General features: G+C 34.4%; 22 protein-coding genes. 14 read left to right on the top strand and 8 right to left on the bottom strand.

The window, feature by feature from the left end; genetic code table 11:
- Positions 1 to 383 precede the first annotated feature (383 nt).
- From thrA to thrC, 3 genes are all read left to right on the top strand, one after another.
- Positions 384 to 2,831 (top strand): bifunctional aspartate kinase/homoserine dehydrogenase I, encoded by a 2,448-nt coding sequence (gene thrA, locus LNP23_RS13435; protein ID WP_047776093.1) that lies wholly within the window; start codon positions 384 to 386, stop codon positions 2,829 to 2,831.
- 89 nt (positions 2,832 to 2,920) lie between these two features.
- Entirely contained in the window at positions 2,921 to 3,844 is a 924-nt protein-coding gene (locus LNP23_RS13430; protein ID WP_230001591.1) for a homoserine kinase, read from the top strand.
- 212 nt (positions 3,845 to 4,056) lie between these two features.
- A complete protein-coding gene (gene thrC, locus LNP23_RS13425; protein ID WP_230001590.1) occupies positions 4,057 to 5,346 on the top strand; it encodes a threonine synthase in 1,290 nt (429 codons plus the stop codon).
- Between the two features lie 235 nt (positions 5,347 to 5,581).
- Here the strand turns inward: thrC and LNP23_RS13420 are convergent, their stop codons facing one another.
- Positions 5,582 to 5,782: a hypothetical protein gene (locus tag LNP23_RS13420; RefSeq protein WP_230001589.1), complete on the bottom strand. Its 201-nt coding sequence runs from the start codon at positions 5,780 to 5,782 to the stop codon at positions 5,582 to 5,584.
- A gap of 146 nt (positions 5,783 to 5,928) precedes the next feature.
- Between LNP23_RS13420 and LNP23_RS13415 the strand changes: the two genes are divergently transcribed.
- The 4 genes from LNP23_RS13415 (at position 5,929) to LNP23_RS13400 (ending at position 9,043) form a co-directional block, all read left to right on the top strand.
- Positions 5,929 to 6,135, top strand: coding sequence for a helix-turn-helix transcriptional regulator (locus LNP23_RS13415; protein ID WP_395426016.1), 207 nt, complete (start codon positions 5,929 to 5,931; stop codon positions 6,133 to 6,135).
- Between the two features lie 76 nt (positions 6,136 to 6,211).
- Positions 6,212 to 6,793 carry a hypothetical protein gene (locus LNP23_RS13410; protein ID WP_230001588.1) on the top strand — a complete coding sequence of 194 codons (582 nt, stop codon included), beginning with the start codon at positions 6,212 to 6,214 and terminating at the stop codon, positions 6,791 to 6,793.
- Between the two features lie 88 nt (positions 6,794 to 6,881).
- Positions 6,882 to 7,469, top strand: coding sequence for a hypothetical protein (locus tag LNP23_RS13405; protein ID WP_230001587.1), 588 nt, complete (start codon positions 6,882 to 6,884; stop codon positions 7,467 to 7,469).
- A gap of 104 nt (positions 7,470 to 7,573) precedes the next feature.
- The gene (locus LNP23_RS13400) at positions 7,574 to 9,043 is read left to right on the top strand and encodes an FAD-binding oxidoreductase (RefSeq protein ID WP_230001586.1); all 1,470 of its coding nucleotides are present in this window, start codon (positions 7,574 to 7,576) and stop codon (positions 9,041 to 9,043) included.
- A 194-nt stretch (positions 9,044 to 9,237) separates the two neighbouring features.
- Here LNP23_RS13400 and LNP23_RS13395 read toward each other — a convergent pair whose 3' ends face one another.
- Positions 9,238 to 10,167: a hypothetical protein gene (locus tag LNP23_RS13395; protein WP_230001585.1), complete on the bottom strand. Its 930-nt coding sequence runs from the start codon at positions 10,165 to 10,167 to the stop codon at positions 9,238 to 9,240.
- 324 nt (positions 10,168 to 10,491) lie between these two features.
- On the opposite strand from LNP23_RS13395, the gene LNP23_RS13390 reads away from it, so the two are divergent.
- The 3 genes from LNP23_RS13390 (at position 10,492) to LNP23_RS13380 (ending at position 12,985) form a co-directional block, all read left to right on the top strand.
- Positions 10,492 to 11,496 carry a hypothetical protein gene (locus LNP23_RS13390; protein WP_230001584.1) on the top strand — a complete coding sequence of 335 codons (1,005 nt, stop codon included), beginning with the start codon at positions 10,492 to 10,494 and terminating at the stop codon, positions 11,494 to 11,496.
- 365 nt (positions 11,497 to 11,861) lie between these two features.
- The gene (locus LNP23_RS13385; RefSeq protein WP_230001583.1) at positions 11,862 to 12,368 is read left to right on the top strand and encodes a GNAT family N-acetyltransferase; all 507 of its coding nucleotides are present in this window, start codon (positions 11,862 to 11,864) and stop codon (positions 12,366 to 12,368) included.
- Positions 12,369 to 12,436: 68 nt separating this feature from the next.
- A complete protein-coding gene (locus LNP23_RS13380) occupies positions 12,437 to 12,985 on the top strand; it encodes a HutD family protein (RefSeq protein ID WP_230001582.1) in 549 nt (182 codons plus the stop codon).
- 209 nt (positions 12,986 to 13,194) lie between these two features.
- Here the strand turns inward: LNP23_RS13380 and LNP23_RS13375 are convergent, their stop codons facing one another.
- From LNP23_RS13375 to LNP23_RS13365, 3 genes are all read right to left on the bottom strand, one after another.
- On the bottom strand, positions 13,195 to 13,578 hold the full coding sequence (locus LNP23_RS13375) for a DUF3037 domain-containing protein (protein WP_230001581.1): 384 nt from the start codon (positions 13,576 to 13,578) through the stop codon (positions 13,195 to 13,197).
- Positions 13,568 to 14,350 carry a HipA family kinase gene (locus LNP23_RS13370; protein ID WP_230001580.1) on the bottom strand — a complete coding sequence of 261 codons (783 nt, stop codon included), beginning with the start codon at positions 14,348 to 14,350 and terminating at the stop codon, positions 13,568 to 13,570. Before LNP23_RS13370 ends, LNP23_RS13375 begins: the two co-directional genes overlap by 11 nt.
- Positions 14,351 to 14,490: 140 nt before the next feature.
- A complete protein-coding gene (locus tag LNP23_RS13365; RefSeq protein WP_230001579.1) occupies positions 14,491 to 15,339 on the bottom strand; it encodes an NAD(P)H-hydrate dehydratase in 849 nt (282 codons plus the stop codon).
- Positions 15,340 to 15,620: 281 nt separating this feature from the next.
- Here LNP23_RS13365 and gcvT point away from each other — a divergent pair, with 281 nt between their 5' ends.
- The 3 genes from gcvT to LNP23_RS13350 all read left to right on the top strand — a co-directional run bounded on the left by gcvT (position 15,621) and on the right by LNP23_RS13350 (position 20,314).
- Positions 15,621 to 16,703: a glycine cleavage system aminomethyltransferase GcvT gene (gene gcvT, locus LNP23_RS13360; RefSeq protein ID WP_047776118.1), complete on the top strand. Its 1,083-nt coding sequence runs from the start codon at positions 15,621 to 15,623 to the stop codon at positions 16,701 to 16,703.
- A gap of 496 nt (positions 16,704 to 17,199) precedes the next feature.
- Positions 17,200 to 19,230: a S41 family peptidase gene (locus tag LNP23_RS13355; protein ID WP_230001578.1), complete on the top strand. Its 2,031-nt coding sequence runs from the start codon at positions 17,200 to 17,202 to the stop codon at positions 19,228 to 19,230.
- Between the two features lie 370 nt (positions 19,231 to 19,600).
- Positions 19,601 to 20,314, top strand: a complete 714-nt coding sequence (locus LNP23_RS13350; protein WP_047776123.1) for a YebC/PmpR family DNA-binding transcriptional regulator — start codon at positions 19,601 to 19,603, stop codon at positions 20,312 to 20,314.
- A 1,257-nt stretch (positions 20,315 to 21,571) separates the two neighbouring features.
- On the opposite strand, the gene capA is transcribed toward LNP23_RS13350, so the two are convergent.
- Together capA and LNP23_RS13340 are read right to left on the bottom strand one after the other, a co-directional pair.
- Entirely contained in the window at positions 21,572 to 22,612 is a 1,041-nt protein-coding gene (gene capA, locus LNP23_RS13345; RefSeq protein WP_047776313.1) for a cysteate synthase, read from the bottom strand.
- 70 nt (positions 22,613 to 22,682) lie between these two features.
- Complete coding sequence (locus tag LNP23_RS13340; protein ID WP_428979162.1) at positions 22,683 to 24,818, bottom strand: S9 family peptidase; 2,136 nt, start codon at positions 24,816 to 24,818, stop codon at positions 22,683 to 22,685.
- A 68-nt stretch (positions 24,819 to 24,886) separates the two neighbouring features.
- On the opposite strand from LNP23_RS13340, the gene LNP23_RS13335 reads away from it, so the two are divergent.
- On the top strand, positions 24,887 to 25,207 hold the full coding sequence (locus LNP23_RS13335; RefSeq protein ID WP_047776126.1) for a YbaB/EbfC family nucleoid-associated protein: 321 nt from the start codon (positions 24,887 to 24,889) through the stop codon (positions 25,205 to 25,207).
- 100 nt (positions 25,208 to 25,307) lie between these two features.
- On the opposite strand, the gene LNP23_RS13330 is transcribed toward LNP23_RS13335, so the two are convergent.
- Complete coding sequence (locus tag LNP23_RS13330; protein ID WP_047776127.1) at positions 25,308 to 26,327, bottom strand: threonine aldolase family protein; 1,020 nt, start codon at positions 26,325 to 26,327, stop codon at positions 25,308 to 25,310.
- Between the last annotated feature and the right edge of the window lie 132 nt (positions 26,328 to 26,459).

Here is a 26,459-nt window from a genome sequence, read left to right as displayed (position 1 = left end):
TTTTGACTTAACGACCTCAATAAAAAGTAAATAAATATACGAATAAGCTTATTTTATATATTGAATTTTATAAAATACTCAATATTGAATTTTATATTTTTGAAATAATGAAATATTCGCAAAAAGAAAATAAAGATTTTTAACTTTTATAAAAAACTGTACTTTTGAAAAATCAAAATGAAAAGTAACAGCACTACATATCAATCTTCTACAGTAACTCCAATCGGAGCTGTAATTGCTGTTACCACAATTTCTACTACAACAACTACCCCTTAGGGGTATACACTTTTACATATAATCCTGATTGTCTATACTTTTTTCTAAAAAGAAGAAAGCTATTGGATAGATAAAAATATTTGCATCAAAGAAAAAAAATCATCAAAATGAAAGTATTAAAATTTGGCGGAACTTCGGTTGCCAATGCACAAAATATAAAGCTCGCTCTCGAAATAATAAACCAAAATTCCAAACAGGAAAAAGTAGCTGTAGTGGTTTCCGCATTAAGCAAAGTAACGGACCTTCTTCAATTGGCAGCTGCAAAAGCCGCAGCCAACGACGAAAGTTTCAGGGAAATTATTGCCGAAATCGAGAAAAAACATCTTGACACTTTAAAAGAACTGATTCCGGTAAGCGAACAAAGTAGCTTGTTAAGTCATATCAAAAGAATTATAAATCATTTAGAAACTTTATTGGACGGTTGTTTCTTGCTGGGAGAATTATCTCCTAGAACAGCAGATACTATCTTAAGTTTCGGTGAATTGTTATCGTCTTTTATCATTGCACAAGCTTACCTGCAAATCGATAAAAATGCCGTTTACAAAGACAGCCGTGAGCTCATTAAAACCAATAATAACTTTGGTAAAGCAGTTGTTAACTTTGAAATCTCCAATCAATTAACTCACGACTATTTTACTGAAAACGAATCACAAATTACTATTTTACCGGGATTCATTGCCTCCACTCTTGACGGAATTACTACCACTTTAGGTCGTGGTGGCTCTGATTATACTGCTGCTATTATTGCCGGCGCTTTAAATGCAACACAACTGGAAATCTGGACTGATGTAAACGGAATGTTTACCGCAAATCCTAAAATTGTAAAACAAGCAAGACCCATTGCTACTATTTCATACCAAGAAGCTATGGAATTGTCTCATTTTGGGGCAAAAGTGCTTTATCCACCTACAATTCAACCCGTTTTAAGGAAAAATATTCCAATTTTAATCAAAAATACTTTTGAACCCGAAGCCGAAGGAACTTTAATTTCGGATCAGGTTTCATCAAAAGATACTGTTGTAAAAGGAATCAGCCATATTGATCATATTTCTTTGTTAACGTTGGAAGGCCCTGGAATGATTGGAGTTTCGGGTTCATCAAAACGTCTGTTTGAAGTATTGTCTCAGGAAAAAATAAATGTTATTTTTATCACTCAAGCTTCTTCTGAACACTCTATTTGTATCGGAATTTTGAATTCTGACGCAGAAAATGCCGAGGCCGCAATCAACAGAGCTTTTGAAATTGAAATCCTTCAAAACAAAATAGATCCTTGTATCGTAGAAAAAGACCTTTGCATCATTGCTTTGGTTGGCGAAAACATGAAAAATCACCAAGGTCTAAGCGGTAGAATGTTTAGCACTCTGGGGAAAAATAACGTAAACATCCGTGCCATTGCACAAGGTGCTTCTGAACGTAATATCTCGACTGTAATCAACGAAAGAGATGTTAAAAAAGCACTGAATACCTTACATGAGAATTTCTTTGAAGAAAACACCAAACAGCTTAATTTGTTTGTAATGGGTGTTGGAAATGTTGGAGAAAAGTTCATCGAGCAAATTCACAATCAGAAGAAATTCTTAAAAGACAATCTGAAGATTAATGTTCGTGTGATTGCTTTGTCCAATTCCAGAAAAATGCTTTTTGACGAAGACGGCATTTCGCTTAAAGAATGGCAAAATGATTTAGACAAAGGAGAACCAGCCAACAAAGAAGCCTTTATCGAACGTGCTAAGGAAATGAATTTACGTAACAGTATTTTTGTTGACATCACAGCAAATGCAAGCGTTTCCGATACCTATGAACAGTTTTTAAAACAAAGTATGGCAGTCGTAACTTGTAACAAAATTGCTTGTTCCTCTGCATATGCCAACTATAAAAAACTAAAAAACCTATCGCGTCAGTACAATGCTCCGTTTTTGTTTGAAACAAATGTTGGTGCGGGATTACCTATTATTGATACCGTAAAAAACTTAATTGCTTCAGGTGATAAAGTGCATAAAATTCAAGCCGTTTTATCGGGAAGTCTGAATTTTATCTTTAATAATTTCGATAAAAACAACTCTTTTCACGATGTGGTAAAAGAAGCCGGAGTACAAGGATTTACCGAACCTGATCCTAAAATTGACTTAAGCGGAATCGATGTGGCTCGTAAAATCCTGATTCTCATTCGCGAAAGCGGTTACGAAATGGATATTGACGCCATTGCCAACGAATCGTTTTTGCCTGCCGAATGTTTATCGACAACAAACAACGATGACTTTTTTGCAACCTTAATCAAACATGCACCCCATTTCGAAAACATTTACGAAGAAGCTTTAAACAAAGATTCAAGGCTAAAATATGTAGCACAATTCGAAAACGGAAAAGCGAGCGTTGGTTTACAGTTTATCCCAAAAGAGCATCCTTTTTATAATTTAGAAGGAAAAGACAACATCGTTTTGTTCTACACCGATCGCTACGTCGATCAGCCCTTACTTATAAAAGGTGCCGGAGCAGGTGCAGCGGTTACCGCTTCAGGGATTTTTGCAGATGTGATTAGAATTGGAAACATATAAATTTTTGTTTCAAGTTTCATGTTTCAAATTTTTGTAGCACGTTCTGCAAAAACTTGAAACATGAAACCTGAAACCTGAAACAAAAAATAATGAAAGAAATAAAACTATTTTGCCCGGCAACAATCGCGAATCTTTCGTGTGGATTTGACGTGCTTGGACTTTGCTTAGACAACGCGGGTGACGAAATGATTGTTCGGAAATCGGATCAAAAAGGGGTACGAATTACTAAAATTATTGGTGCCGATTTGCCATTAGAAACAGAAAAAAATGTTTCAGGGGTGGCTGCTTTAGCGATGTTGGAAACCTTAGAGGAATTGGATTTTGGTTTTGAAATTGAAATCTACAAAAATATCAAAGCCGGAAGCGGTATTGGAAGCAGTGCCGCGAGTTCTGCGGGAGCTGTTTTCGGAATCAACGAATTGTTGGGAAGACCTTTTTCCAGAAAAGACTTGGTGCAATTTGCCATGCAAGGCGAAAAACTAGCTAGTGGAAATGCGCATGCAGACAACGTTGCCCCTGCCCTTTTAGGCGGTTTTACTTTGGTAAGAAGTTACAGTCCGCTTGACATTATTAGAATTGACAGTCCGGAAGAATTGTTTGCTACGGTGGTTCATCCTCAAATCGAGTTGAAAACCTCTGATGCCCGTTCGGTATTAAAACAAAATGTTTCCCTTAAAAGCGCCATCATGCAATGGGGAAATGTCGGCGGATTAGTAGCCGGATTGTACACCAAAGATTATGACCTGATCGGACGTTCGCTTCATGATGAAATCGTAGAGCCTTTAAGAAGCGTTTTGATTCCAGGTTTTGATTTAATTAAACAAACTGCCCTAGAAAACGGCGCTTTAGGTTCAGGAATTTCAGGCTCCGGTCCTTCCATTTTCGCTTTAAGCCGCGGAGAAGAAACCGCAAACCGAATTGCAAAAGCCATGAGCGACGTTTACGAAAAGATGAATCTGCCTTATGAAATTCACGTTTCGAAGATTAATCCTGATGGGGTAAGGATTTTGTAATTTGAAAAGAATTAAAAATTAAAAAATTTGGGTACCGTTTGTCATTTCAAACGAGAAATCGCACAAGTGAGGACATACTGTTGTCGAGTTCCGAGTGCGATTTCTCCTTACGTCGAAATGACAAAAAGAACCGCTTATAATTAAGATTTAGAAATCAGAATTATCCACAACAACAATTCTGATTTCTAAAATCTAAAATCTAAAATTGACCAATGAAATATTATAGTTTAAACCATAACGCTCCTGAAGTTTCTTTTCAGGAAGCTGTGATACAAGGACTGGCAAGTGATAAAGGATTGTATTTCCCTTCAACGATTACGCCTCTAGATCCTTCTTTTTTTGATAAAATCGAAAGTTTAAGTCACGAAGAAATAGCTTTTGAAGCGATTAAACAATTTGTTGGAGACGAAATTCCGGCTTCAACTTTAAAAGAAATTATTGCCGAGACTTTGTGTTTTGATTTTCCGGTGGTGAAAGTCGAAAACGGAATTTATTCGTTAGAATTATTCCACGGCCCAACAATGGCTTTTAAAGACGTCGGAGCCCGATTTATGTCGCGTTGCCTGGCGTACTTTAACAAAGACAAAAAAGAAGCTAAAAACACTGTTTTAGTAGCAACCTCAGGAGATACAGGCGGTGCTGTTGCCAGTGGATTTTTAGGCGTTGACGGCGTTGATGTGGTCATTTTATATCCGTCAGGAAAAGTGAGTGACATTCAGGAAAAACAACTGACTACTTTAGGACAAAACATAAAAGCACTGGAAGTTGATGGTGTTTTTGATGATTGTCAGGATATGGTTAAAAAAGCGTTTTTAGACGAAACCTTGGCACATAAAAATTTGACCTCGGCAAATTCTATCAATATTGCGCGTTGGTTACCGCAAATGTTCTATTTTTTCTTTGCCTACAAAGCCTTGAAAAATCAAAACAAACCGCTGGTTTTCTCGTGTCCAAGCGGGAATTTCGGAAATATCTGTGCCGGAATTATGGCAAAAAAATTAGGTTTACCTATTGAACATTTCGTAGCTTCTACAAACGTAAACGATACAGTGCCAAGATTTTTAGAAAACGGAAAATACGATCCGAAGCCTTCTAAAGCAACCATTTCTAATGCTATGGATGTTGGAAATCCAAGTAACTTTATCCGAATACAGGAATTGTACAACAATGACTTAAAAGCTTTCGAGAAAGATTTCTCTTCGTATAGTTATACGGATGAAGAAACATTAGTTGCTCTAAAAAACATTTACAATACCGACGGTTACATCGCAGAACCACATGGCGCTGTTGGGTACTTAGGCTTGAAAAAAGAACTGCAAAAACACGAAAATGCTATTGGTATTTTCTTAGAAACGGCTCATCCAATTAAGTTTTTAGATGTGGTTGAACCAGCATTGGGAATTACGCTTCCTATTCCGACACAAATTGAGAGTGTTATGAATAAAGAGAAAGTGAGTGTGAAGATTGGGACTTATGAGGAATTGAAGGCGTTTTTGGGGTAATTTGCTCTGCTTATAAAATTTTAAAAGTCATGGATTATAAGGATTTTGTTCTTGTGATTTGTGGCTTTTTTTTAAAACATTAAATTCTAATCAAAATTCAATTCTAATTTCCCCCCGCCATCGCGAACGTCACACTCATGAACGCGAACAAAATAAAACCATAAAGCCATTTGGAACGTTCACGAGCGGGACGCTCGCGCGAGCAAATTGAATACTCAAACTAACCCAGTAAATCTTATTTACTATTTCGTTTACCAGTTGGATATGCAAAATGCTTCTCCTTAAATTCAGAAATTTCATCTTTCAATTTTTTGTTGGCATTGTGCAGCAGTTCATTCTGCACTTTCATGATACATAATAGGTCGTTAATAGCATTCAGGTTTTCTAATTGTGTCATAACAATTTGTTCAAGATCGGCTTTGGTATAAGTTTTCATGATTTTATATATTGAATTTCAATACAAATATATACTAAATTACAATATTTCACAATACATTTTTATATCATAATTTAACATACCGAAAGAAAGTTATTAGTAGACAATAATTTTCTATGTTAAATAGCATTACAAAAAACGAATCAATGGCTGATATTCAAATGAACAGGATCAAAGAAGTACTGAAAGAGCAAGGAAGAACACAAACATGGCTAGCTGAAAAAATCGAAAAAAGTTATGTGGTCGTAACGAATTATTGCAATAATAATTCCCAACCAAGTATTGAGGTTTTAAGGAAAATTGCAGAGGTATTAGATGTAGATGTTAGACTATTATTGGTTTCAACAAAATAAAACAAGGAAAAATAAAATATCTCATGCTCGCGCGAGCGTCCCGCTCGTGAACGCAAACAAAATCAACTAAATAGCTATGGCAATTTGGCAATATCTCCTAATCGTTGTTCCTGAAAAATCTATTCAAAACGATTACCAATGCATTTTCAAAAATAATACAACGGAATATCTACCTGAAACTGAACCTTTGTGGAAAGATTTCGATGGTGATACGATTTCTATTATTTCCACAATGGACAGTATTATAAAAAGAGCCGATTGGGGAGATGAAACCGATATATGCTGGAAAGGAGATACTAAAAATGAAGAAGACAATGACTGCAGTATTTCTTTAAATGAAGATAAAAATCAAATTATAGAATTCCGATTCCGCATTGATTTAAGAAAAGCTTCAAATCTTACTACTACCCTTCAGCCAATTTTAAAACTTTGTGAAGACAATCAACTTATTCTGATGGATTTAAAAGGAGAAATTCACAAACCAAAAATAGAAGATCTTATGGCCAGTATCAAAACCTCAAATGCAACTGCTTTTCTTACTGACCCAATACCTTTTTTAGAAAACTTAAATAATAAAAAGAAGACGTCTTTTAAAACGATTTTGATTCCTATACTAATTTTGATGACTTTCATATTAATTAAAATGCTAGGATTCTAATAATTGTTCTCACTCTTATTCTCTATCACTATTTATTAAATTAAAAAACATAGATTAAAAAACACTACCATTAAAAACCAATAAAACTATGCTTAAAATATTCACTGCCCTTTCACTTGTACTTTTAACATCTTGCCGAGAAAATGAATCTACGGATCGAAATAACAAAGAACCAAAAGCATTACAAGAAAAAAGTATTGATTTAGGAAGTTTAAGAAGCGGTAATAATTTAGTTGACGACCTCTATCAAGAACTTGTAAATAAATCTCCTGAATTGAAAGTTTTAGAGAATGAATTAGATGAGTTGAATACAAGAGATACTACAGACATCTTCTATGATTACGACCAAAAATCTGATGCATATTACAGTTCTGCAAACAGCTATATTAACACTATTAATGACAGTGTAATGAAACAAAAGATTTTAAATTTACTCCATAAAAATCAAGAGAAATATGTTTCCCGAAAAGCGGAATTGGAAAATCTTATAAAAACGATTCATAAAAAACGCATTGAAATAAAAGATTATCATAATGCCTTAAAAATTGTTTTAACGCTTCCATTAATTGAAGAATATCAGAAACAACATCTTCCAAGTAAATCTCCTTTTGAAAAAATGATTGAAAAGGAAAATCAATTACTCCTTAAAACCAAAAAGAATACTCCAAAGTATTAATCTGACACAAAATATAAAGCCCACGAGAGCAGAAACGAAAAACTACCAATTTTATATTATTACATAAACGTGCTATATTAACTTCTAACAATAAAACCCTGTAAATGAAGAGAAAACATTTTTATCTAGTCCTCATTCTAATAACCTTAATTTTCATATCAATTCCCATTATTCACGTATTGAGAACAAAATGGAATGAAAAAGATCATAAAACCGAAACTCCAACCGGTTATACCAACGATGCAAGTCAGCTTAATCTAACCAAAGTTGATACTATACTTAAGGTTCCGAAAGATCAAGATTCAATTGTAAGACAACTTCAAAGCATCTTAAGATACGCAAAGGAAAAAAATCTAAAAATAGCTATTGCCGGCGCACAGCACAGTATGGGCGGCCATAGTATTTATCCGGACGGAATTGAGATCAATATGCTGCCTTACAAAAACATGAAACTAGATACCGTTACTAATATCCTAACTATTGGTTCTGGTGCATTATGGCAGGATGCAATTGAGTATTTAGATACTTATGGAAAATCGATATCGGTAATGCAGGCTTTCAGTTCTTTTTCTGTAGGCGGCTCTATGAGTGTCAATGGGCATGGTTGGCAGAAGGACTCTCCTCCTATTTCATCGAGTATTGTTTCTTTTACCCTCATGAATTATGAAGGTAAAATTCTCAACTGCAGCAGAACCGAAAACAAAGAACTGTTTAAATTAGTTCTGGGTGGTTACGGTCTTTTTGGAATCATTTTAGATGTAAAGCTAAAAGTTACTGAAAATACGGCATTGCGATTTAAGTATGTTCGTTTGAGTTCCGAAAATTATGTTTCAAATTATAAAAAATACGTCTCCGAAAATCCAAATGTTGAACTGGTTTTTGGAAGATTACGAATTTCTAAAAAACATTTTTTAGAAGATGCTACTTTAACTTTTTTTGAAAAGACGAACAACAAACCATTACCCTTACAACAACAAAACAAAAACAACCAGGAAACCAAACGATTGGTTTTCAGAAGTACAGTCAATAGTGAATACGGCAAAAGACTACGTTGGGATTTAGAATCTGAAATGAATAAAGTTTCTAGAAATGAAGTCTATTCCAGAAATGAATTGTTAAACGATCACGTTTCTTTGATTGAGAATAAAGATCCAAATTCGACTGATATTTTACAGGAGTATTTTATTCCGGAAAGAAACTTCAACCAGTTTATTAATGAAATGAAACCTATTTTGGAAAAATCCAATATTGATTTGATTAATATCACAATTCGCGGTGTGTACAAGGACGAAGACACCTACATGAATTATGCAAAAGAAAATGTCTTTGGTTTTGTTTTCCTGTTCAATCAAAAAAAGACGGAGAAACAGGAAAATCAGATGGCGATTCTAACAAATGATTTGGTTGATATTACCATAAAAAACAACGGAACTTTTTATTTACCATACCGATTACATATCGACAAAGTAAAAATGAGAAGCGTGTATCCGCAAGCTGATGCTTTTTTTGAGCTTAAAAGAAAGTATGATCCAAAAGAGATTTTCAACAATAAATTTTATCAGCATTATAAATAATTCCCCGCTAACGCGAGCGTCCCGCTTGTGAGCGCAAACAAAATCAATCCAGAAAGACAATGGTCAATATAGAAGTCCTAAACTGACCTTATTCAAGATTAAAAAGTTTTTACACCAAGAAAAAGTCTTAGCTGTTTCGGAAATCCGAAACGGCTAAGACTTAAATTCAAAAGTACCTTCTACTGTATTCGTTTTTACTTATAAATAAAACTCATTTTTTCATTATTGAAACTTGAACTCGGAGTACCATCAACACTTTTCGTTATTGTTCCTGACAATAAAATTTCGCTTAGTCTGCCATTTTTGTCCAAATTTCTTGTAAAAAAAATCGTTCTGTAACCCAAAAATTGATTAGACCTTTTTTCATATGAAAAATCGGCTTTAGCGATATTGTTAACATTTTTCTTTCCTAATTTATCTTTAAAAAAAACATGCAACCCCTCAACACTACCAAAATACAAGGGTGTTTCATAAACCATATCCCCCATATTTACATAAGGATTACTATCATAAGAATAATTAACCTCTGTAATTCCGGAGTATTCCGATGTTTCTTTGGCTTGTGTAATATTTCCGTTAACTTCAATAAAGTCAAACTGTTTGTCTAGACTGTAAGAATTCCCCCAGTTGACTGATTTGCCATAAAACTGAACCTTTGAAAGGTATTTATTACTATAGCTGAATAGTGTAGAATCTGTTGCTGCATTTTTACTTTCATTAGTGGTCTCTATTAGATCAAACTTTTTATCTACAATCAATATAACATTTCCGTCTTTCAGGCTGATTGTCTTTTTTGATACCATCTTTCTTCCTTCGATTGGATCTTCCAATAAATTGATCTCAATCAAATCCGGATTTACATAAGTAACTCCGTAGACGAAACCCGTAAATTTTATTTTGCTGATTCTGTTTAAATTATCATACTCAAAAGTCTGCTTATCCATCATGTAAGGAATATTATTGCTAAAAGGATAGACAACCGAAACTAATTTTTCATTTGCAGGATTGACAACTTCGGGTTGCACAGGAAGTGTATCTGAAGCTGAATCTTCGTCAGAAGAGCAAGAAGTAATTGTAATACAGATAGAAGAAAACAAAATAAATGGTAATTTAGGAAATCTCATGTTTTTATGTTAAAATAGGTGAAATAGTTCGTTTATAGTGGCGCAAACATAATTATTATTTTTCCTATTCTCCCTTTCTTTTCCAAAAATAATAACAACAAAAAAACATACCTGAAAATAAATCTGAACCGCATTATTTTTTTTCTTTAATACTTTAATTCTAAGTCGATTTTCCGGTTAATGAATACAGTTCTGCCAAATGTTTCAACAATCAAATAGTCAACTTTTGACTTATTAGTCTTGAAATTACCCCGCGTTCATCATAAATAAAACAGTATCTTTCAATCAAAATTAACAATCACCATTTAACTCACATTACCAAAAATGAAGAAAACTACTTTAGCTTTTTTACTTATTACTTTACCCCTTCTTTTTACAAGCTGTGCAAGCGACGAAAACGCACCCGCTACACCTACTCCCGATGTAATTGACCCCAGATTACCAAATCAGGAGGTATTTAAACCTGCCATACAATTGATTCCTAAAAAAACGGCAGCAAAAACCACGGGAAAATCAACTGAAACAGCACCGCATCGTTTAATAAAAGAAGTAGTCTCTGATATTATCAAAGATGATAACGGCAACGAAATAGAAGAAAACTTAAGAGAAAGACGTTATACTTACGATTCAAGAGGCAGATTACACTCAATCGATAAATATACAGACAATCTATTAGTTGGAAATATTACAAAATTCGATTTTAATGAAGCCAATCAAGTTACTAATGCCTACTATGCTGATATTGTTACAGAAATCAACAGTAGTGGTTTTATCTCAAAAGTAACTGCTCCAAACGGAAACGTAACCGATATTTATTATGACGAAATCGGACGTGATATAAAAGAAGTCGAAAACGGAACTTATACCCAAAGAATTCTTCAACAGCAGCCTGACGGAAGTTATCTTCAGGTTCCGGTTACCAACCCGGTAAATATAACCTATTTGTATACTTATGTTGGCAATAAGGTTTTTGTGAATATAACAAGCTTGCAAAAAAATTATTCAAAACGTGTCGTTACCAACGGAGTTACTTCTTATGTTGTTAAAGACAGGATTTTAGATACCACTTACGAACTTACTGTAGACTACACAAAAGCCGGTATATATTCCAGTGAGCCAATTTTCAGATGTTACATTTACAATTGGATGCACATTTTAGACTGGAAAATTAAAGCCGTTTCTGAAGGGGTGACCTTATACGAAATGAGAAACGAGTATGATTATAAATATGATGCTAATGGCTATCTGACAGAATCTACTGTTAAAGTAATCGATTTGGCATATCCTGACGAAAAAACCGTTACAAAAACGGTGTACAGCTACGAATAATCTGATGCTGTTTATCCGGGTTTAAAATATATTTACAAAGCGCAAACGTCCCTGACTTTGCGCTTTTTTATTGTATTAACTTCTCTTTTTGCTTTGAAAGTCTCGCAAAGACGCCAAGCTGCAAAATTTTCTCTTCTTATTTTTAAGCTTTACCCTTTTGTTTTCCACTCTCTCACTTTGGGTTTCTCCAAATGCCACGGAGTCTCAATTTTTTTCTGTTTTTTTCATTAAAACTTTGCGATTTTGCAACTCTGCGAGATTTTTACTTCCCCAAAACTTTTGGATTTGATCCTTAATCTGATCTTTCAAACACATTTACTTTTTCTATCTTTGAAAAATAAAACCATAGTCCATTCCTGTTACAAATGATCACAAAAGCAACATTAGCAGACATCCCTGCATTAAACTTATTAATCAATTCGGCCTACAGAGGAGAATCGTCTAAAAAAGGCTGGACTACAGAAGCCGATCTTTTAGAAGGAAAAAGAACCACTGAAGAAGAATTGACGCAAACCATTCAGGATCCAAAAAATACAATTTTGAAATTTACTGAGAATGGAAAAATCATTAGTTCCGTTTTATTGGTCGAAAAAGAACATCAATTGTACTTGGGAATGTTAACCGTTTCACCCGAACTACAAAATAGCGGAATCGGCAGAAAAATGTTGACTGAAGCCGAAAATCATGCTAAATCTTTAGGTTTAAATTCTATTATTATGACCGTGATTTCAGTTCGTGAACAATTGATCGCCTGGTACAAACGTAATGGTTATGAAGATACAGGCGAAAGAGAAGCTTTTCCGCAAAGCGAAATTCACGTAAATATCTCTGAAAAACCTCTGGAGTTTATTTATTTCGAGAAAAAGATTTAAGTTTTTAAGTGCAATTGTTAATCATTGAAAAAATAGCACATTTGATTTCTTATTAAAAACAATAAAAAATGAACCTACATCTTTTCCCAAAAGAAAATAGTAAAGCCTCTGTTTGGAGTGGTGGATTGACCTACGAATATCTGATACATCCGAAAACAGCCCATTATGCCGACAGGGATTTTGTATTCAGAATAAGCAGTGCTACAATAGAGCAAGTGCCTTCAGAGTTTACCAAATTTAAGGGCTATTACCGCTACTTGGTAATGCTTGATAACGACTTACATATTGACCTGAACAAAGAAAAAAAAGTATATACTAAATATGAAATCATGGAATTTAATTCCGATGATGAAGTGACTTCTTATACAAAAGGCATTGATTTTAATTGGATGGTTTCTGAAAAAACAAGCCATCACAAACTGAAAATAGCCAATAGCAATCAGAATTGTAATGCACAAATAGTGATTTTATTTTCTTTAAATACAACAGTTATTACAATTAATGAGAAACCGTACGATCTAAAACCTTATGATTTAGTAGTCATTGAAAATCAAAAAAAGGAAAATATACTGCTTCATTTTTCCAATGAATGCCTCTACGGAATATTGGACTTTTAATCCGATCGTCAATTGAAAAGGATAGATTCGTTTTTTTTGTTTCAAGTTTCAGGTTTCAGGTTTTAACTGAATGTGTTTTTGCACGCGGATTTGGCAGATTAAGCGGATTTATACTGCTTTTTATCTCGCTTAAGAAAACTTGAAACTTGAAACTTGAAACTTGAAACTTGAAACCTGAAACAAAAACCTTCAAACCTTTAAACCTCTTCCTACAAAACCAATTCGTCAAAAAGCCTTTGAATCGTTTTTTCTAAATCTTCACACAAACCCGGATGAGGTCTTGACGTTTGAATCGCCGAACTCCTGATTGCGGTTAACCATCTAAAACGTTCCGGAACATCAAATTCAGCAATTGGACCTGCATCTTTGTCCCCGTTGGCAATTTTTTGTAATGAAGTTAAATTACATTCTAACTGTTCGATATCAAAATCATCGGAAAGTGCTTCAATTTTAGTTGTATTAATGTGAAAAAGCACCTTTATAAACTTAGCTCTTTTGCAAAATAAAATGATTCCGATATTGAGGAATTCTTCGCGCTCCACTCTTGGTACCACACGAATTACAGCATACTCATATAAGTGACTATCTTGCATTTTGAGCCTGATTTACAAAGATTTCGGAATTATTTAAACGGGTTTGCAAAAACTGCAGATATACGTTTCGCAAAGCTTCGGGAGTTTCATCAGTATCTTCCCATTGCAGCCATTCTAACGGAATTGTATTGGCAATTTCTTCCAGAATTTTGGGTGTTAAAAGCGCTTTAAATTCAACATCAACCTCCTTTAAAAGAGAAGCCTGTGGTAGTAAAACATGGTCTTTTATCAAGGCAAACGGACTTTTAGCATGCTGCTCCCAATTGTTCCAGGAATGATGAAAATACAAACAAGCCCCATGGTCGATCAGCCATAATTCTTTATGCCAGATCAACATATTTGTGTTTTTGAAAGTACGATCAACATTGGTAATATAAGCGTCCAGCCAAACAATTTGAGAAGCAAGTTTAGCATCAACAGTGGTTACAGCAGGATCAAACGTAATAGCTCCTGACAAAAAGTGAAGTGCCAGATTAAGCCCTTGACTGCCTTGCAATAAATCTTGAATTTCTTCGTCGGCCTCGGTTCTACCAAATGCTTCATCAAGCTGAGCAAAAACCAATTCAGGAAGCTGTAATTTTAAAGCTTTCGCAACTTGACCACCAACCAATTCGGCAATTAAAGCTTTTACACCATGTCCTGCACCTTTAAATTTTAATACATATTTAAAATCGTCATCGGCTTCTGCCAAAGCGGGTAAAGAACCGCCCTCGCGCAAAGGCGTAATATAACGCGTAACGTTTACCGTTCTGAGATCGAAATTGTTTTTCATAAGCAGTATTTACTGGAATACAAACTTACGAATTTTGATTTCTGAATTCCGATTTTAGATTTTAGATTTTTTTTTAAAATTCGGACTAAATCTACATTCTTTACAAAGTATCTGTATAAAAAGTGGAGAAGTCTAAAGTGCTAAGAATCCAACGATAAAAATGCTTTTCCCAGATTTTTAATGCTATCAGAAGCGATAAAAGAATGATATCCTGTTTTTTGCACTCCAATATCTGCCGTTAATCCATGAAGGAAAACACCAAGTCTTGCGGCTTGATCCGGTAAGTAGCCCTGCGCTAATAAACTGGTAATGATTCCGGTTAACACATCTCCGCTTCCGGCAGTTGCCAATGCGGCATTACCTGTTGTATTTTGGTAAATTTTACTTTGATTAATGATAAAAGTGGGTGCTCCTTTCATCACAATTATAACTTTATAGCGTTCCGAGAAAATAATTGTCTTTTCAAACTTATCGATCTCTGAGCTCCACTTTCCAACTATTCGCTCCAGTTCTTTAGGATGAGGTGTCAGAATCGTATTTTCAGGTAAGAGATCGAGCCAGGATTTGTTATTCGATAAGATATTTAAAGCATCCGCATCCAGAACTAAAGGGCTTTTATTGTTTTTTAAAAATTCAAAAAGCGCTATTTGTGTCCTTTGTTCCTGCCCGATTCCGGGACCAATTCCGATTGCTTGCGGTACTAACGAAAAATCAATTTTGGTGATACAATTTTCGCTTTGATCCGTCATAACCATTGCTTCGGGAATACTGATTTGCATAATCTGATACCCACATTTTGGTGTAAAAGCAGTGACCAGTCCACAACCTGCTTTTATGCATGCCTTTGAGGCCAAAACTGCCGCTCCTATTTTCCCATAACTGCCGCCAATAATTAAGGCATGACCTTGAATCCCTTTATGAGTTAAAGGATTTGGACGTTTATAAAAGGTCAGAATTTCTTGTTTTGTAATCTGAAGCGGAACTTTCATTTTGGATACTTTTACAGACCTAAAAGTATGAAAAATATTGAATACGAAGAATTTTCTTATTACTAAAATACTGAACTCGTTCATTCTTTACATTAATTTTACAAGTACAGGTACTATACGCAATGTTTACTACGGTATCTCCCTATTTTTTTTCTTAAAAAAGCAAAAGATATAGCGAATCACACAAAATCAGTATCAATCTTTAAGAATTTTATAATTTAGACTGTTTTATTTTGATATTTTTTAAATAAATTTGCGACTCAATTATATAAAACAACACAATGAAAAATACTGCGCTTACGCACATACATGAAGGTCTGGGAGCAAAAATGCTACCTTTTGCCGGGTATAATATGCCAATTACATATGAAGGTATCAATGCAGAACACGAAACGGTTCGTAACAGTGTGGGCGTTTTTGACGTTTCACACATGGGTGAGTTCTTACTTACCGGACCAAATGCTTTGGCCTTAATTCAAAAAGTAACATCAAATGATGCTTCGACTTTAACAATCGGAAGAGCGCAATATTCTTGTTTACCAAATAATGATGGTGGAATTGTAGACGATTTAATTGTATACAAAATGAAAGAAGAAGAGTATTTACTGGTTGTAAATGCTTCGAATATTGAGAAAGACTGGAATTGGATTTCATCACACAATGATTTAGGTGTTGAAATGAAAAATCTTTCGGATGACTATTCTTTATTGGCGATCCAAGGACCAAAAGCGGTTGAAGCAATGCAATCTTTATCTTCTATCGACTTATCAGCGATTGCTTACTACCATTTTGAAGTGGCGGATTTTGCAGGTCTTAGTGATGTAATTATCTCTGCTACGGGTTACACTGGTTCAGGTGGATTCGAAATCTATTGTAAAAATGCTGATGCAGAAGCAATCTGGAATAAAGTTTTTGAAGCTGGTGCAGCTTTTGGTATTAAACCAATTGGTCTAGCAGCTCGTGATACTTTACGTCTTGAGATGGGATTCTGTTTATACGGAAATGATATCAACGATACTACTTCTCCATTAGAAGCAGGTTTGGGATGGATCACTAAATTCACAAAAGAATTCACCAATTCTGACAGTTTGAAAAAACAAAAAGAAGAAGGTGTTACTAAAAAACTAATCGCTTTCGAAATGCAAGAGCGTGCAGTACCAAGACACGACTACGAAATTGTTGACGCAACGGGCACTGTAATTGGTGTTGTTACTTCAGGAACCATGTCACCTTCGATGAATAAAGGAATTGGTTTAGGATATGTAACAGTAAGCAATAGTACTGTTGACAGCGATATCTTTATCAGAATCAGAAAAAATGATGTTCCTGCAAAAGTGGTTAAATTACCGTTTTACAAGAAATAATATTTTTAAACTTTTAAGTATAGGTGCGTTGCAATTTTTATTGTAACGCATTTTTTTTTGCCACTAATTGCTCGAATTTTCACTAATTGATTTGTGGTTTTTCTTTTAGTTTAATCTGCCACAGATTACACTGATTTGAAGGATTTTCTTCTTTTGTCTTTTAAACTTTGACAAATAACACAAAGTTTAAACGATAAAATAATTCGTGGAAATTCGAGCAATTAGTGGCAAAAAAACTTCCCTATATAATATGCCACTTACTGTATATTCTTTCATAAAAATTTAAAACAAGAAACAAAATCTTAATAATCCTTTTAATCTGTGGCATTACAATTCACAAAGTAAAAATTCTAATAATTCGGGCAATTAGCGGCGAAAAAACCTCCTCCATGCAATTTGACCCAATTAATAATTCCTTTGCCGATATTTTAAAGAATTTACTGTCTTTTATCGAAAAATAAACGTAATTTTAGTCTGAACGATCATTTTCAGATTTATGAAAAAAATAGTATTTGCATTTGCATTAATTACCAGTACTCTATTTAGTCAAAATAGCGATAAAACCTGTGAAATACTAAATAAGATAAATGTACTAATTCAAACCGAGCATATTCGTCCCAAACCGGTCGACGATAGTTTGTCGGTATTTGTTTTCGATAATCTAATCAATGAGTTAGATCCGTCCCGAAACATTTTTTTTCAAAGTGAATATGAAGAAATATCCAAAAAATACCGCCACAATTTAGACGATTTGATTCTTCAGAACGATTGTAGCTTTTTAACAGATATTACTACCAAATACAGAAACGGACTCCTTAGAACCAAAACCGTTCTGGAGAAAATTCAAGCTGAACCAATTGATTATAACAAAAACGACACCATACGATTTTACAAAAAATCATTTGCTTTTTATCTCAACAAAGAAAATCTGGAGAAGGTCTGGCTAAAAAAACTGCGCTATCAAATTTTAGATGATATCGTAGAGACCAGTGACAATTTAGACTCTATAAAAACCAATTTCAAATCAATTGAAGCAGTTTCAAAAAAGTTGATTTTAACTAACGAAATCTGTCGCATAAATACATTGTTGGAAACAAAAAGCAAACAGGACGAAAAACTGTACAATTTCTTTTGTACCTATTTTGATCCCCATACCGCCTATTTTAGTGATGATTCTAAATCCAGTTTTGTCGCTTCCTTATCAAAAGAGCATTTATCGTTGGGAATGACCGTAAATCTAAATGAGAAAAACGAAATAATCGTAGAAGAAGTCGATCCCAATGGTCCGGCCTTTAAAACGGGACAGATTAAAAAAGGAGATCAGATTGTCTCCGTTTCCAATGAGAAAGAGACTTTGAAAGTTTCCTGTGCTTCTTTGGAATCCATTTCGACCATGATTTTATCCGAATCAAATAAAAATATTGTCTTTACATTAAAACGAAATTCAGGCAAAAGCTTTGAAGTGGCTATTGAAAAACAAGTCATGAAAGATGAAGAAAACTCGGTCTTTAGTTTTATAATTGGCAAGGAAAGTAAAATTGGCTACATCAAAATCCCAAGTTTTTATGCTGATTTAGATGGAAACAGCAGAAAAGGCTGTGCTGATGATGTTGCCCGCGAGGTAATCAAACTCGAAAAAGACGACATAGAAGGCCTGGTAATCGATTTGATTGACAATGGCGGAGGTTCAATGGAAGAAGCTATAAAAATGGCCGGTATGTTTATTGATTACGGCCCGCTTTCTGTTGTCGTGGACAATAAGCAAGAACAAACGGTGATAAATGACCCTTTTAGAGGACTAATTTACAAAGGCCCAATTGTGATTTTAGTAAACAGTAATACAGCTTCAGCAAGTGAGTTTTTCTCTTCTATTCTGCAAGATTACAATCGCGCCTTGTTGTTGGGCAGCACTACGCTTGGCAAGGCAACGATGCAAACCATTCTTTCGCTTGACGAAGAAAAAAATACCGACTTTCTAAAAATCACGATTAATAAATTCTACAGAGTTACCGGCAAAAGTCATCAATACGTTGGCGTTACTCCCGATGTAATACTTCCGGAATTTTACGAAGACGTGTATCAAAAAGAAAGTGATTTTCCGACCGCTATCAAGAATGACAGCATTAAACCGTTTTTAAAATACAGAACCTACGTCAAGCGAAACCTCATCACTAAAATAGCAACCAACAGCACTATAAGATTAGCGGATAATTATTATTTCAACGACATTAAAAAAATCAATCAGAAAATCGATAAATTAGTTAATGTCCCAAAATCAGAAGTGCTCATGACGCTGGATGCTGTTTTTGAGCAGAAAAAAAGAATCAGCGCTCTTTGGACAGAAATTCATACTTTTAATGACGATAACAACCCGCTTGATGTTTACAACTCTACCGTAAACCAATTTCTATTAGGCGTTTATCCCACTGAAAAAACAATGAATCAGTACCAGATAGACAATCTTAAAACGAATCCGTATCTGAATGAGGCTGTGAATATTATTACTGAATTTAACGGATCGAAGTAAAAACTAGATTTGTTTCGGGGTGGGTTTGTTTCAGGTTTGTTTTGTTTCAGGCTTGTTTTGTTTCAGGCTTGTTTTGTTTCAGGTTGGTATTATTGTTTCAGGTTGGTTTTGTTTCAGGTTGGTTTTGTTTCAGGTTTCAGGTTAATCTTCTTATGGCTTTTCGGATAAATTACAGTATTCAGTCACAGTACTCAAATATGCTGTAAAATGTATCCTTTTCTTATTAGATTTTATGGTTACACATCAAGCTATAAAAGCAATTGTTTTTAAATACAATTACTTATAAAAACATTATACAAAAAAGAATCCTTTTGATTTTGGAAAAATAAGGAATAACCGTATTTTTGCATCACAAAATAAAAAATTAGTAATGGGAAGAGCGTTCGAATTTAGAAAAGGAAGAAAAATGAAACGTTGGTCTGCAATGGCCAAAACATTTACCCGAATTGGTAAAGATATCGTTATGGCTGTCAAAGAAGGCGGTCCTAACCCAGAAGCCAATTCTAGATTAAGAGCTGTAATACAAAATGCAAAAGCGGCCAACATGCCTAAAGATAATGTTGAGCGCGCTATAAAAAATGCCAGTAATAAAGATACTGCCAATTATAAAGAAATCTTGTTTGAAGGATACGCTCCTCACGGAATTGCCATATTAATTGAAACAGCATCTGACAATAATAACAGAACTGTGGCTAATATTCGCAGTTATTTCAACAAATGCAACGGAACAATGGGAACTCAGGGATCGGTTGAATTCATGTTTGATCACACTTGTAATTTCCGCATTGCAAAAGGAGAACTTGATGCTGAGGAATTAGAACTGGAATTAATTGATTTCGGTGCAGAAGAGGTTTTCGAAGATGAAGACGGAATCTTAATCTATGCTCCTTTTGGAAGCTTTGGAGCTTTGCAAAAAGAATTAGAAAACAGAGGTTTAGAAATCTTGTCTTCTGGTTTTGAGCGTATTCCACAAATAACAAAAGAACTTACTGAGGCTCAAATCGCAGATGTAGAAAAATTAATCGAAAAAATCGAAGAGGATGATGATGTGATGAACGTTTATCATACGATGAAAGAAGAATAAAAAACTTCTATATACCTGTCCAAAAGCTCTGAAAACTCAGAGCTTTTTTTATTCCCCAAACTCTAAGTAAAGACATTTATTTTAAACCATATAAGTGATGTAAGTTCACATCAGCTTAAGCGTTTTGCTTAAAATGGACTTACATCACTTATATGGTTTAATTTTTCATCTACGGTTCTTTTTTACTTAAACCCGGATTTCTGCTTTGTAATGTTTCTGTTTTAATTATGAAAAGACAGATTAACTGTTATATTTGCAGCAATCAATAGTTTTATTAAAATCTAAAAATCAATCTCATGAGAACATCAAAATACACCAAATTTGCCGTGATTATTCTGGTAATTTTATTCGTAGTGTTAAGTGTAATAAGCTAAAACGACACCCGTAAAAAAACAAAAAGCCAACTGACGATGCATTTCAGGAGGCTTTTTCACTATTCAAAACTTAACAACTAATAAACTAATCAATCTATAACTATCAAAGTTTTACATTCAATTTAAGGTTGTTTTTAGAGGGATCATTTGTTATTTACAACAAACAACTCCCTTCCGTCAAGTCATATATCACTATTCTTTTTATCATCCCTCACTCGTTTCAGTCGATCTGAAAACACTCCTCTTCTTAAGTCTGAAAATTTCGTTTATCAATACCGATAACTCCGCATTGTCGTATATTTTTCATCGAATCACTATAAGTAATTAAAAAACAGCGCATTATTCTAATACTACTAATCTATAGTATAATAGTCTTAAAAGAAAATTTTCCCGTTAACTTACCTAAATAGTCGGCAAAACAATCAAAAGTGATGATCGTAGATGTTTTTAAGGCTGTTTTAAGCAATTATTTCTAAATTTTACTCCACTCTCCATCTAATTTCTTTCTTCGAAACTCAACTATTAACATCATCAATTCGTCAAACTCTATTTCCTGTAATTTCATGTAGAAAATCGCCAATCTTTGCCGAGTTACTTGTGTGATTTCTCGTGCCTCGAAATGACATGGTTAGTTGAAAAACGTTAGTATAAGAACAGGATTCGCTCTTTTTGTCATTTCGAGCGAAGTCGAGAAATCGCACAAGCAACTCCACAACAGGAACACATTTAGTTAGTCATTTCGAGCGAAGCCGAGTCTCCTTCGTTGAAAGAACAAACGGGACGCTTATTCTTTCTAGAGTTAATCCAAGTATCCTTTGCTTTAACTCCAAAAAAAAACTCCATTCGACCGGCGAATGGAGTTATATCTCTAAAAGTATATAAATTACTTTACGAATTCAATTTTTTGAACTTCTTCTTCATTGATGCTATCAAAGAATCCTTGTTCGTTCATCCAGTCATCACTAAATACTTTACTCATGTAACGTGAACCGTGATCTGGGAAAATAGCAATAACATTACTGTCTTTGGTAAACTCACCTTCTTCAGCATATTGTTTAATAGCCTGCATTACCGCTCCGGATGTATACCCCACAAATAAACCTTCTTTACGGGTGATCTCTCTTGCGGAGTGAGCACTTTCTTCGTCGGTTACCTTCATGAATTTATCAATAATATCAAAATCAGTCGCAGATGGAATCAGGTTTTTACCTAAACCTTCAATACGATACGGGTAAATCTCTTTGTTATCGAACTCTTTTGTTTCGTGGTATTTTTTTAATACCGATCCAAAAGCATCAACACCTAAGATTCTAATATTTGGATTTTGTTCTTTTAAGAATTTTGCTGTTCCGGAAATTGTTCCTCCTGTTCCGCTACAAGCAATAAGATGCGTGATTTGGCCTTTTGTCTGTTCCCAAATTTCAGGACCTGTGGTGTTGTAATGTGCATCAATATTTAACTGATTGAAATATTGATTAATATAAACCGAACCTTTAGTTTCTTCGTGTAATCTCTTGGCAACATTGTAGTATGATCTTTCATCATCTGCAGAAACGTGCGCCGGACAGACATATACTTTAGCTCCTAAACTTCTTAACATGTCAATTTTATCTTTCGATGATTTTGAACTTACAGCTAGAATACAATTATACCCTTTTATAATGCTGACCATTGCTAAACTAAAACCGGTATTTCCTGATGTAGTTTCGATTATGGTATCTCCCGGAGACAGAATTCCTTTCTTCTCGGCTTCTTCAATAATATATAATGCTATTCTATCTTTTGAGGAATGTCCCGGATTAAAAGCTTCTACCTTTGCGTAGAAATTTCCTTCTAACTCTTCGGTGACTTTATTTAGCTTAATAAGTGGTGTATTACCTATTAACTCTAAAACATTATTATAAGCATTTATTTCTTCTTTCATAAAAAAATAGTTAATCAAAGGCATTTTTAAATAACCTCGATAGGTTGCAAATTTAACAAAAAAAATCTAATTAGCTTTTAATTTTTTCTAAATCTAATAAAAAACTAAATTCCTTTGCTAAGTCTTTTAGTGCTTCAAACCTTCCTGAAGCACCGCCATGTCCGGCATCCATATTGGTATCTAAAAACAAAAAATTATTATTTGTTTTCATTTCTCTCAATTTGGCTACCCACTTGGCTGGTTCCCAATATTGCACTTGCGAATCATGCAATCCTGTAGAAACGTACATATTTGGATATTGTTGCGCTTTTACATTATCATAAGGCGAATAAGACAACATATAATCGTAATACTTTTTATTGTTTGGGTTCCCCCATTCGTCATACTCTCCTGTCGTTAATGGAATACTATCATCAAGCATTGTTGTAACAACATCAACAAAAGGCACCTGAGCAATAACTCCGTTATACAGTTCCGGGGCTTCATTTATGATAACTCCCATCAATAACCCTCCTGCTGATCCTCCTTCTGCATACAAATGTTTCGAAGAAGTAAATTTTTCGTTAATTACAAATTTAGAGCAATCGATGAAATCTGTAAAGGTATTTTTCTTTTTTAACAGTTTTCCGTCTTCATACCATTGTCTTCCTAAGTCTTCTCCTCCTCTAATATGGGCAATTGCATATACAAATCCACGATCTAACAAAGAAAGTCTTGTAGACGAGAAATAAGCATCCATTGTCATTCCGTATGAACCATATGCGTACAACAATAAAGGATTTTTACCATTTTTCTCGAGTCCTTTTCTATAAACGATAGAAATAGGCACTTTTACACCGTCTCTGGCAGTAGCCCAAATACGTTCTTCGATATAATTTTCTTTCTCAAACTTCCCTCCTAAAACCGCTTGTTCTTTTAAGATTTCTTTGGTTTTAGTTTTCATATTAAAATCAATCACAGACGATGGCGTTGCAAGCGATTGATAGCTATAACGCAAAATATCAGTATCAAAATCAATATTTGTTGTCGTATAAGCACTGTACGTTTCGCTTCCAAAAGGCAGATAATAATCCGGTTCGTCCTTCCAAGGCATGATTCGAATATGATTCAATCCATTGGAGCGTTCTTCGACAACCAGATAATTTTTAAAAATTTCAATGTCTTCCAACAAAACATCTTCGCGATGCGGGATAAGATCTACCCAGTTTCTCTTTTCTGTTCTGTTTTCAGGCGTTTTCATCAACTTAAAGTTCGTTGCCTTATCTTTATTGGTTAAGATATAAAACGAATCTTCGTAATGCGAAATACTATATTCTAAACCACGTACACGGTGCTGAAAAACCTCAAACTCCCCGTCCGGATTGTCTGAATTCAGGATTCTGTGTTCTGTAGTAAGTGTACTTCCGGATCCTATTACAATGTATTTTCTTGATTTTTCTTTGCTGATGGAAACATTAAAAGTATCATCCGTTTCATTAAAAACCAGTACATCTTTTTCAGAACTTGTATTTAGTTTATGTCGGAATACTTTATCGGCTCTTAAGGTAACTTCGTCTTGTTTGGTGTAAAAAATAGTATGATTATCATTTGCCCAAACAGAACCGCCTGTAGCATTTTCGATTTTATCTGCCAGAATTTCTCCTGTTTCCAAGTTCTTAAACTGAATCGTATAGATTCTTCTACCCACAATATCCACTCCAAAACTGGCAAATTTATTGTCCGGACTTATGCTTAAACCTCCTAGTTTAAAGTAAGCGTGACCTACTGCCAATTCATTACAATTGAATAAAATTTCTTCAGCAGCAGAAAGGCTTCCCTTTTTTCTTGAAAAAATAGGATAGTTCTGTCCGGTTTCGAAACGAGTTATATAATAGTATCCATTATAAAAATAAGGAACCGATGAATCATCTTCTTTAATCCTCCCTTTCATTTCTTCATACAAAGCATTCTGAATTTCCTTTGTATGTGCTGTCATACTTTCGTAGTAAGCATTTTCCTGATTCAGATAATCTATTACCTCAGGATTCTCACGATTATTCAACCAAAAATAGTTGTCGATTCGGGTTTCTTTATGCTTTTTTAATTTCTTTTCAATTATTTTGGCCTTTGGAGCCGTTATATCATTTGGCATAGATTGAGCATTAGTTTTTAAATAAGAAGGAGCAAAAGTAGCACAAACACAATAAAACAGAATTAATTTTTTCATAAAATATTGTATTGAAATACTAGAGCAATATACTAATTTTGTACGGAATAATTTAAAAATCAACAAAAATGGATTTAATGGGAATGATGGGCAAACTTAAAGAAACCCAACAAAAAATTGAAGATACAAAAAAGCGCCTGGATACTGTTTTAATTGACGAACAAAGTGCTGATGGATTATTAAAAGTGACCTTAACTGCAAATAGAAAGATAACTTCCATTTCAATTGACGACTCTTTATTGGAAGACAAAGAACAATTAGAAGATTACTTAATTGTAACAATCAATAAAGCGATTGAAAAAGCTACAGGTGTAAACGAAAGAGAATTGGACGCCGTTGCAAAAATGGATATGCCAATGATTCCGGGAATGGACAACTTGTTTAAATAAGAATGCTTCAAGTTTCAGGTTTCAGGTTTCAGGTTTCAAGTTATACGTATTACGAAAAACCTGAAACTTGAAACTTGAAACAAAATTTAAACCTTTTTTTTTAAAACTTCGAAAGTGTCTCCAAAACATACGTATGCATCACTTCTCTATAATCCAGATGCGTTACGATTCGGAGTTTATTATGTCCCATTAAACTTATTGAAATATTTTTCTGTTTCAATTTTTCTACTAAAAGCTGGTCACTGTAGTTTTCGGCCAATGAAAAAATCAAAATATTAGTTTCTACCGGTTCTATTGCGGCTATCCAGGGTTTTGTACTTAAAACCGCTGCGATTTCTTTAGCTCTGCGGTGATCTTCGGCCAATCTTTCAATATTATGAGCCAAAGCATAGAGTCCTGCTGCTGCCAAATACCCCACCTGACGCATTCCACCACCAAGTATTTTCCTGATTCTCAACGCTCTATGGATATCAGCTTTAGATCCTAACAGAACAGAACCGATTGGCGCACCTAATCCTTTAGACAAACAAACCGAAATAGTATCGAAAATAGCTCCAAATTCTTTTGGGTTTTGTCTTTTTGCTACCAACGCATTCCAAATTCTGGCGCCATCCAAATGAAATTTCAAATTATTGGCATCGCAGACTTTTTTTATCTCTCTTAAATCTTCTAATTCGTAACAGGCACCACCCCCTTTATTGGTTGTATTTTCGACACAAACCAAACTTGTTAAAGGACTATGATAAAATTCAGGATCATTAATTGCTGCTGCTACCTGAGTAGCATTGATCATGCCGCGATGTCCATCTATTAAACAACAGGAAACACCACTATTAAAAGAAACACCTCCTCCTTCATAATGATAAACATGCGCGTATTTATCGGCAATTAATTGTTCACCCGGTTGGGTGTGTAATTTGATTGCAGTTTGGTTAGCCATAGTTCCGGATGGAAAAAAAAGCCCGGCCTCCATTCCAAAAAACTCCGCTACTCTGGTTTCAAGCTCAATGACTGTCGGGTCTTGTTTGTATACATCATCACCGACTTGGGCATTAAACATATACTGCAACATTTCCAGAGAAGGTTTGGTAATGGTATCGCTAATTAAATTTATTTCCATATTCTAAAAACTATGTCTTATTTTTGCACAACAAAATTACGTATTACTGACAGTTATTCGAGATAAGTTTTAATAAACTTTAACTAGTGAATATCCCAGAACCAAATTAACGTAATATTTATAAAAAACATA

The organism is Flavobacterium cupriresistens (assembly GCF_020911925.1).
Lineage (GTDB): Bacteria > Bacteroidota > Bacteroidia > Flavobacteriales > Flavobacteriaceae > Flavobacterium > Flavobacterium cupriresistens.
This window is presented reverse-complemented; position numbering and strand designations above follow the sequence as displayed.

Excerpts from the sequence above, each read along its gene's own strand:
- thrA (WP_047776093.1), top strand. The coding sequence starts at position 384 with ATGAAAGTATTAAAATTTGGCGGAACTTCGGTTGCCAATGCACAAAAT.
- LNP23_RS13430 (WP_230001591.1), top strand. The coding sequence starts at position 2,921 with ATGAAAGAAATAAAACTATTTTGCCCGGCAACAATCGCGAATCTTTCG.
- thrC (WP_230001590.1), top strand. The coding sequence starts at position 4,057 with ATGAAATATTATAGTTTAAACCATAACGCTCCTGAAGTTTCTTTTCAG.
- LNP23_RS13420 (WP_230001589.1), bottom strand. The coding sequence starts at position 5,782 with ATGAAAACTTATACCAAAGCCGATCTTGAACAAATTGTTATGACACAA.
- LNP23_RS13415 (WP_395426016.1), top strand. The coding sequence starts at position 5,929 with ATGGCTGATATTCAAATGAACAGGATCAAAGAAGTACTGAAAGAGCAA.
- LNP23_RS13410 (WP_230001588.1), top strand. The coding sequence starts at position 6,212 with ATGGCAATTTGGCAATATCTCCTAATCGTTGTTCCTGAAAAATCTATT.
- LNP23_RS13405 (WP_230001587.1), top strand. The coding sequence starts at position 6,882 with ATGCTTAAAATATTCACTGCCCTTTCACTTGTACTTTTAACATCTTGC.
- LNP23_RS13400 (WP_230001586.1), top strand. The coding sequence starts at position 7,574 with ATGAAGAGAAAACATTTTTATCTAGTCCTCATTCTAATAACCTTAATT.
- LNP23_RS13395 (WP_230001585.1), bottom strand. The coding sequence starts at position 10,167 with ATGAGATTTCCTAAATTACCATTTATTTTGTTTTCTTCTATCTGTATT.
- LNP23_RS13390 (WP_230001584.1), top strand. The coding sequence starts at position 10,492 with ATGAAGAAAACTACTTTAGCTTTTTTACTTATTACTTTACCCCTTCTT.
- LNP23_RS13385 (WP_230001583.1), top strand. The coding sequence starts at position 11,862 with ATGATCACAAAAGCAACATTAGCAGACATCCCTGCATTAAACTTATTA.
- LNP23_RS13380 (WP_230001582.1), top strand. The coding sequence starts at position 12,437 with ATGAACCTACATCTTTTCCCAAAAGAAAATAGTAAAGCCTCTGTTTGG.
- LNP23_RS13375 (WP_230001581.1), bottom strand. The coding sequence starts at position 13,578 with ATGCAAGATAGTCACTTATATGAGTATGCTGTAATTCGTGTGGTACCA.
- LNP23_RS13370 (WP_230001580.1), bottom strand. The coding sequence starts at position 14,350 with ATGAAAAACAATTTCGATCTCAGAACGGTAAACGTTACGCGTTATATT.
- LNP23_RS13365 (WP_230001579.1), bottom strand. The coding sequence starts at position 15,339 with ATGAAAGTTCCGCTTCAGATTACAAAACAAGAAATTCTGACCTTTTAT.
- gcvT (WP_047776118.1), top strand. The coding sequence starts at position 15,621 with ATGAAAAATACTGCGCTTACGCACATACATGAAGGTCTGGGAGCAAAA.
- LNP23_RS13355 (WP_230001578.1), top strand. The coding sequence starts at position 17,200 with ATGAAAAAAATAGTATTTGCATTTGCATTAATTACCAGTACTCTATTT.
- LNP23_RS13350 (WP_047776123.1), top strand. The coding sequence starts at position 19,601 with ATGGGAAGAGCGTTCGAATTTAGAAAAGGAAGAAAAATGAAACGTTGG.
- capA (WP_047776313.1), bottom strand. The coding sequence starts at position 22,612 with ATGAAAGAAGAAATAAATGCTTATAATAATGTTTTAGAGTTAATAGGT.
- LNP23_RS13340 (WP_428979162.1), bottom strand. The coding sequence starts at position 24,818 with ATGAAAAAATTAATTCTGTTTTATTGTGTTTGTGCTACTTTTGCTCCT.
- LNP23_RS13335 (WP_047776126.1), top strand. The coding sequence starts at position 24,887 with ATGGATTTAATGGGAATGATGGGCAAACTTAAAGAAACCCAACAAAAA.
- LNP23_RS13330 (WP_047776127.1), bottom strand. The coding sequence starts at position 26,327 with ATGGAAATAAATTTAATTAGCGATACCATTACCAAACCTTCTCTGGAA.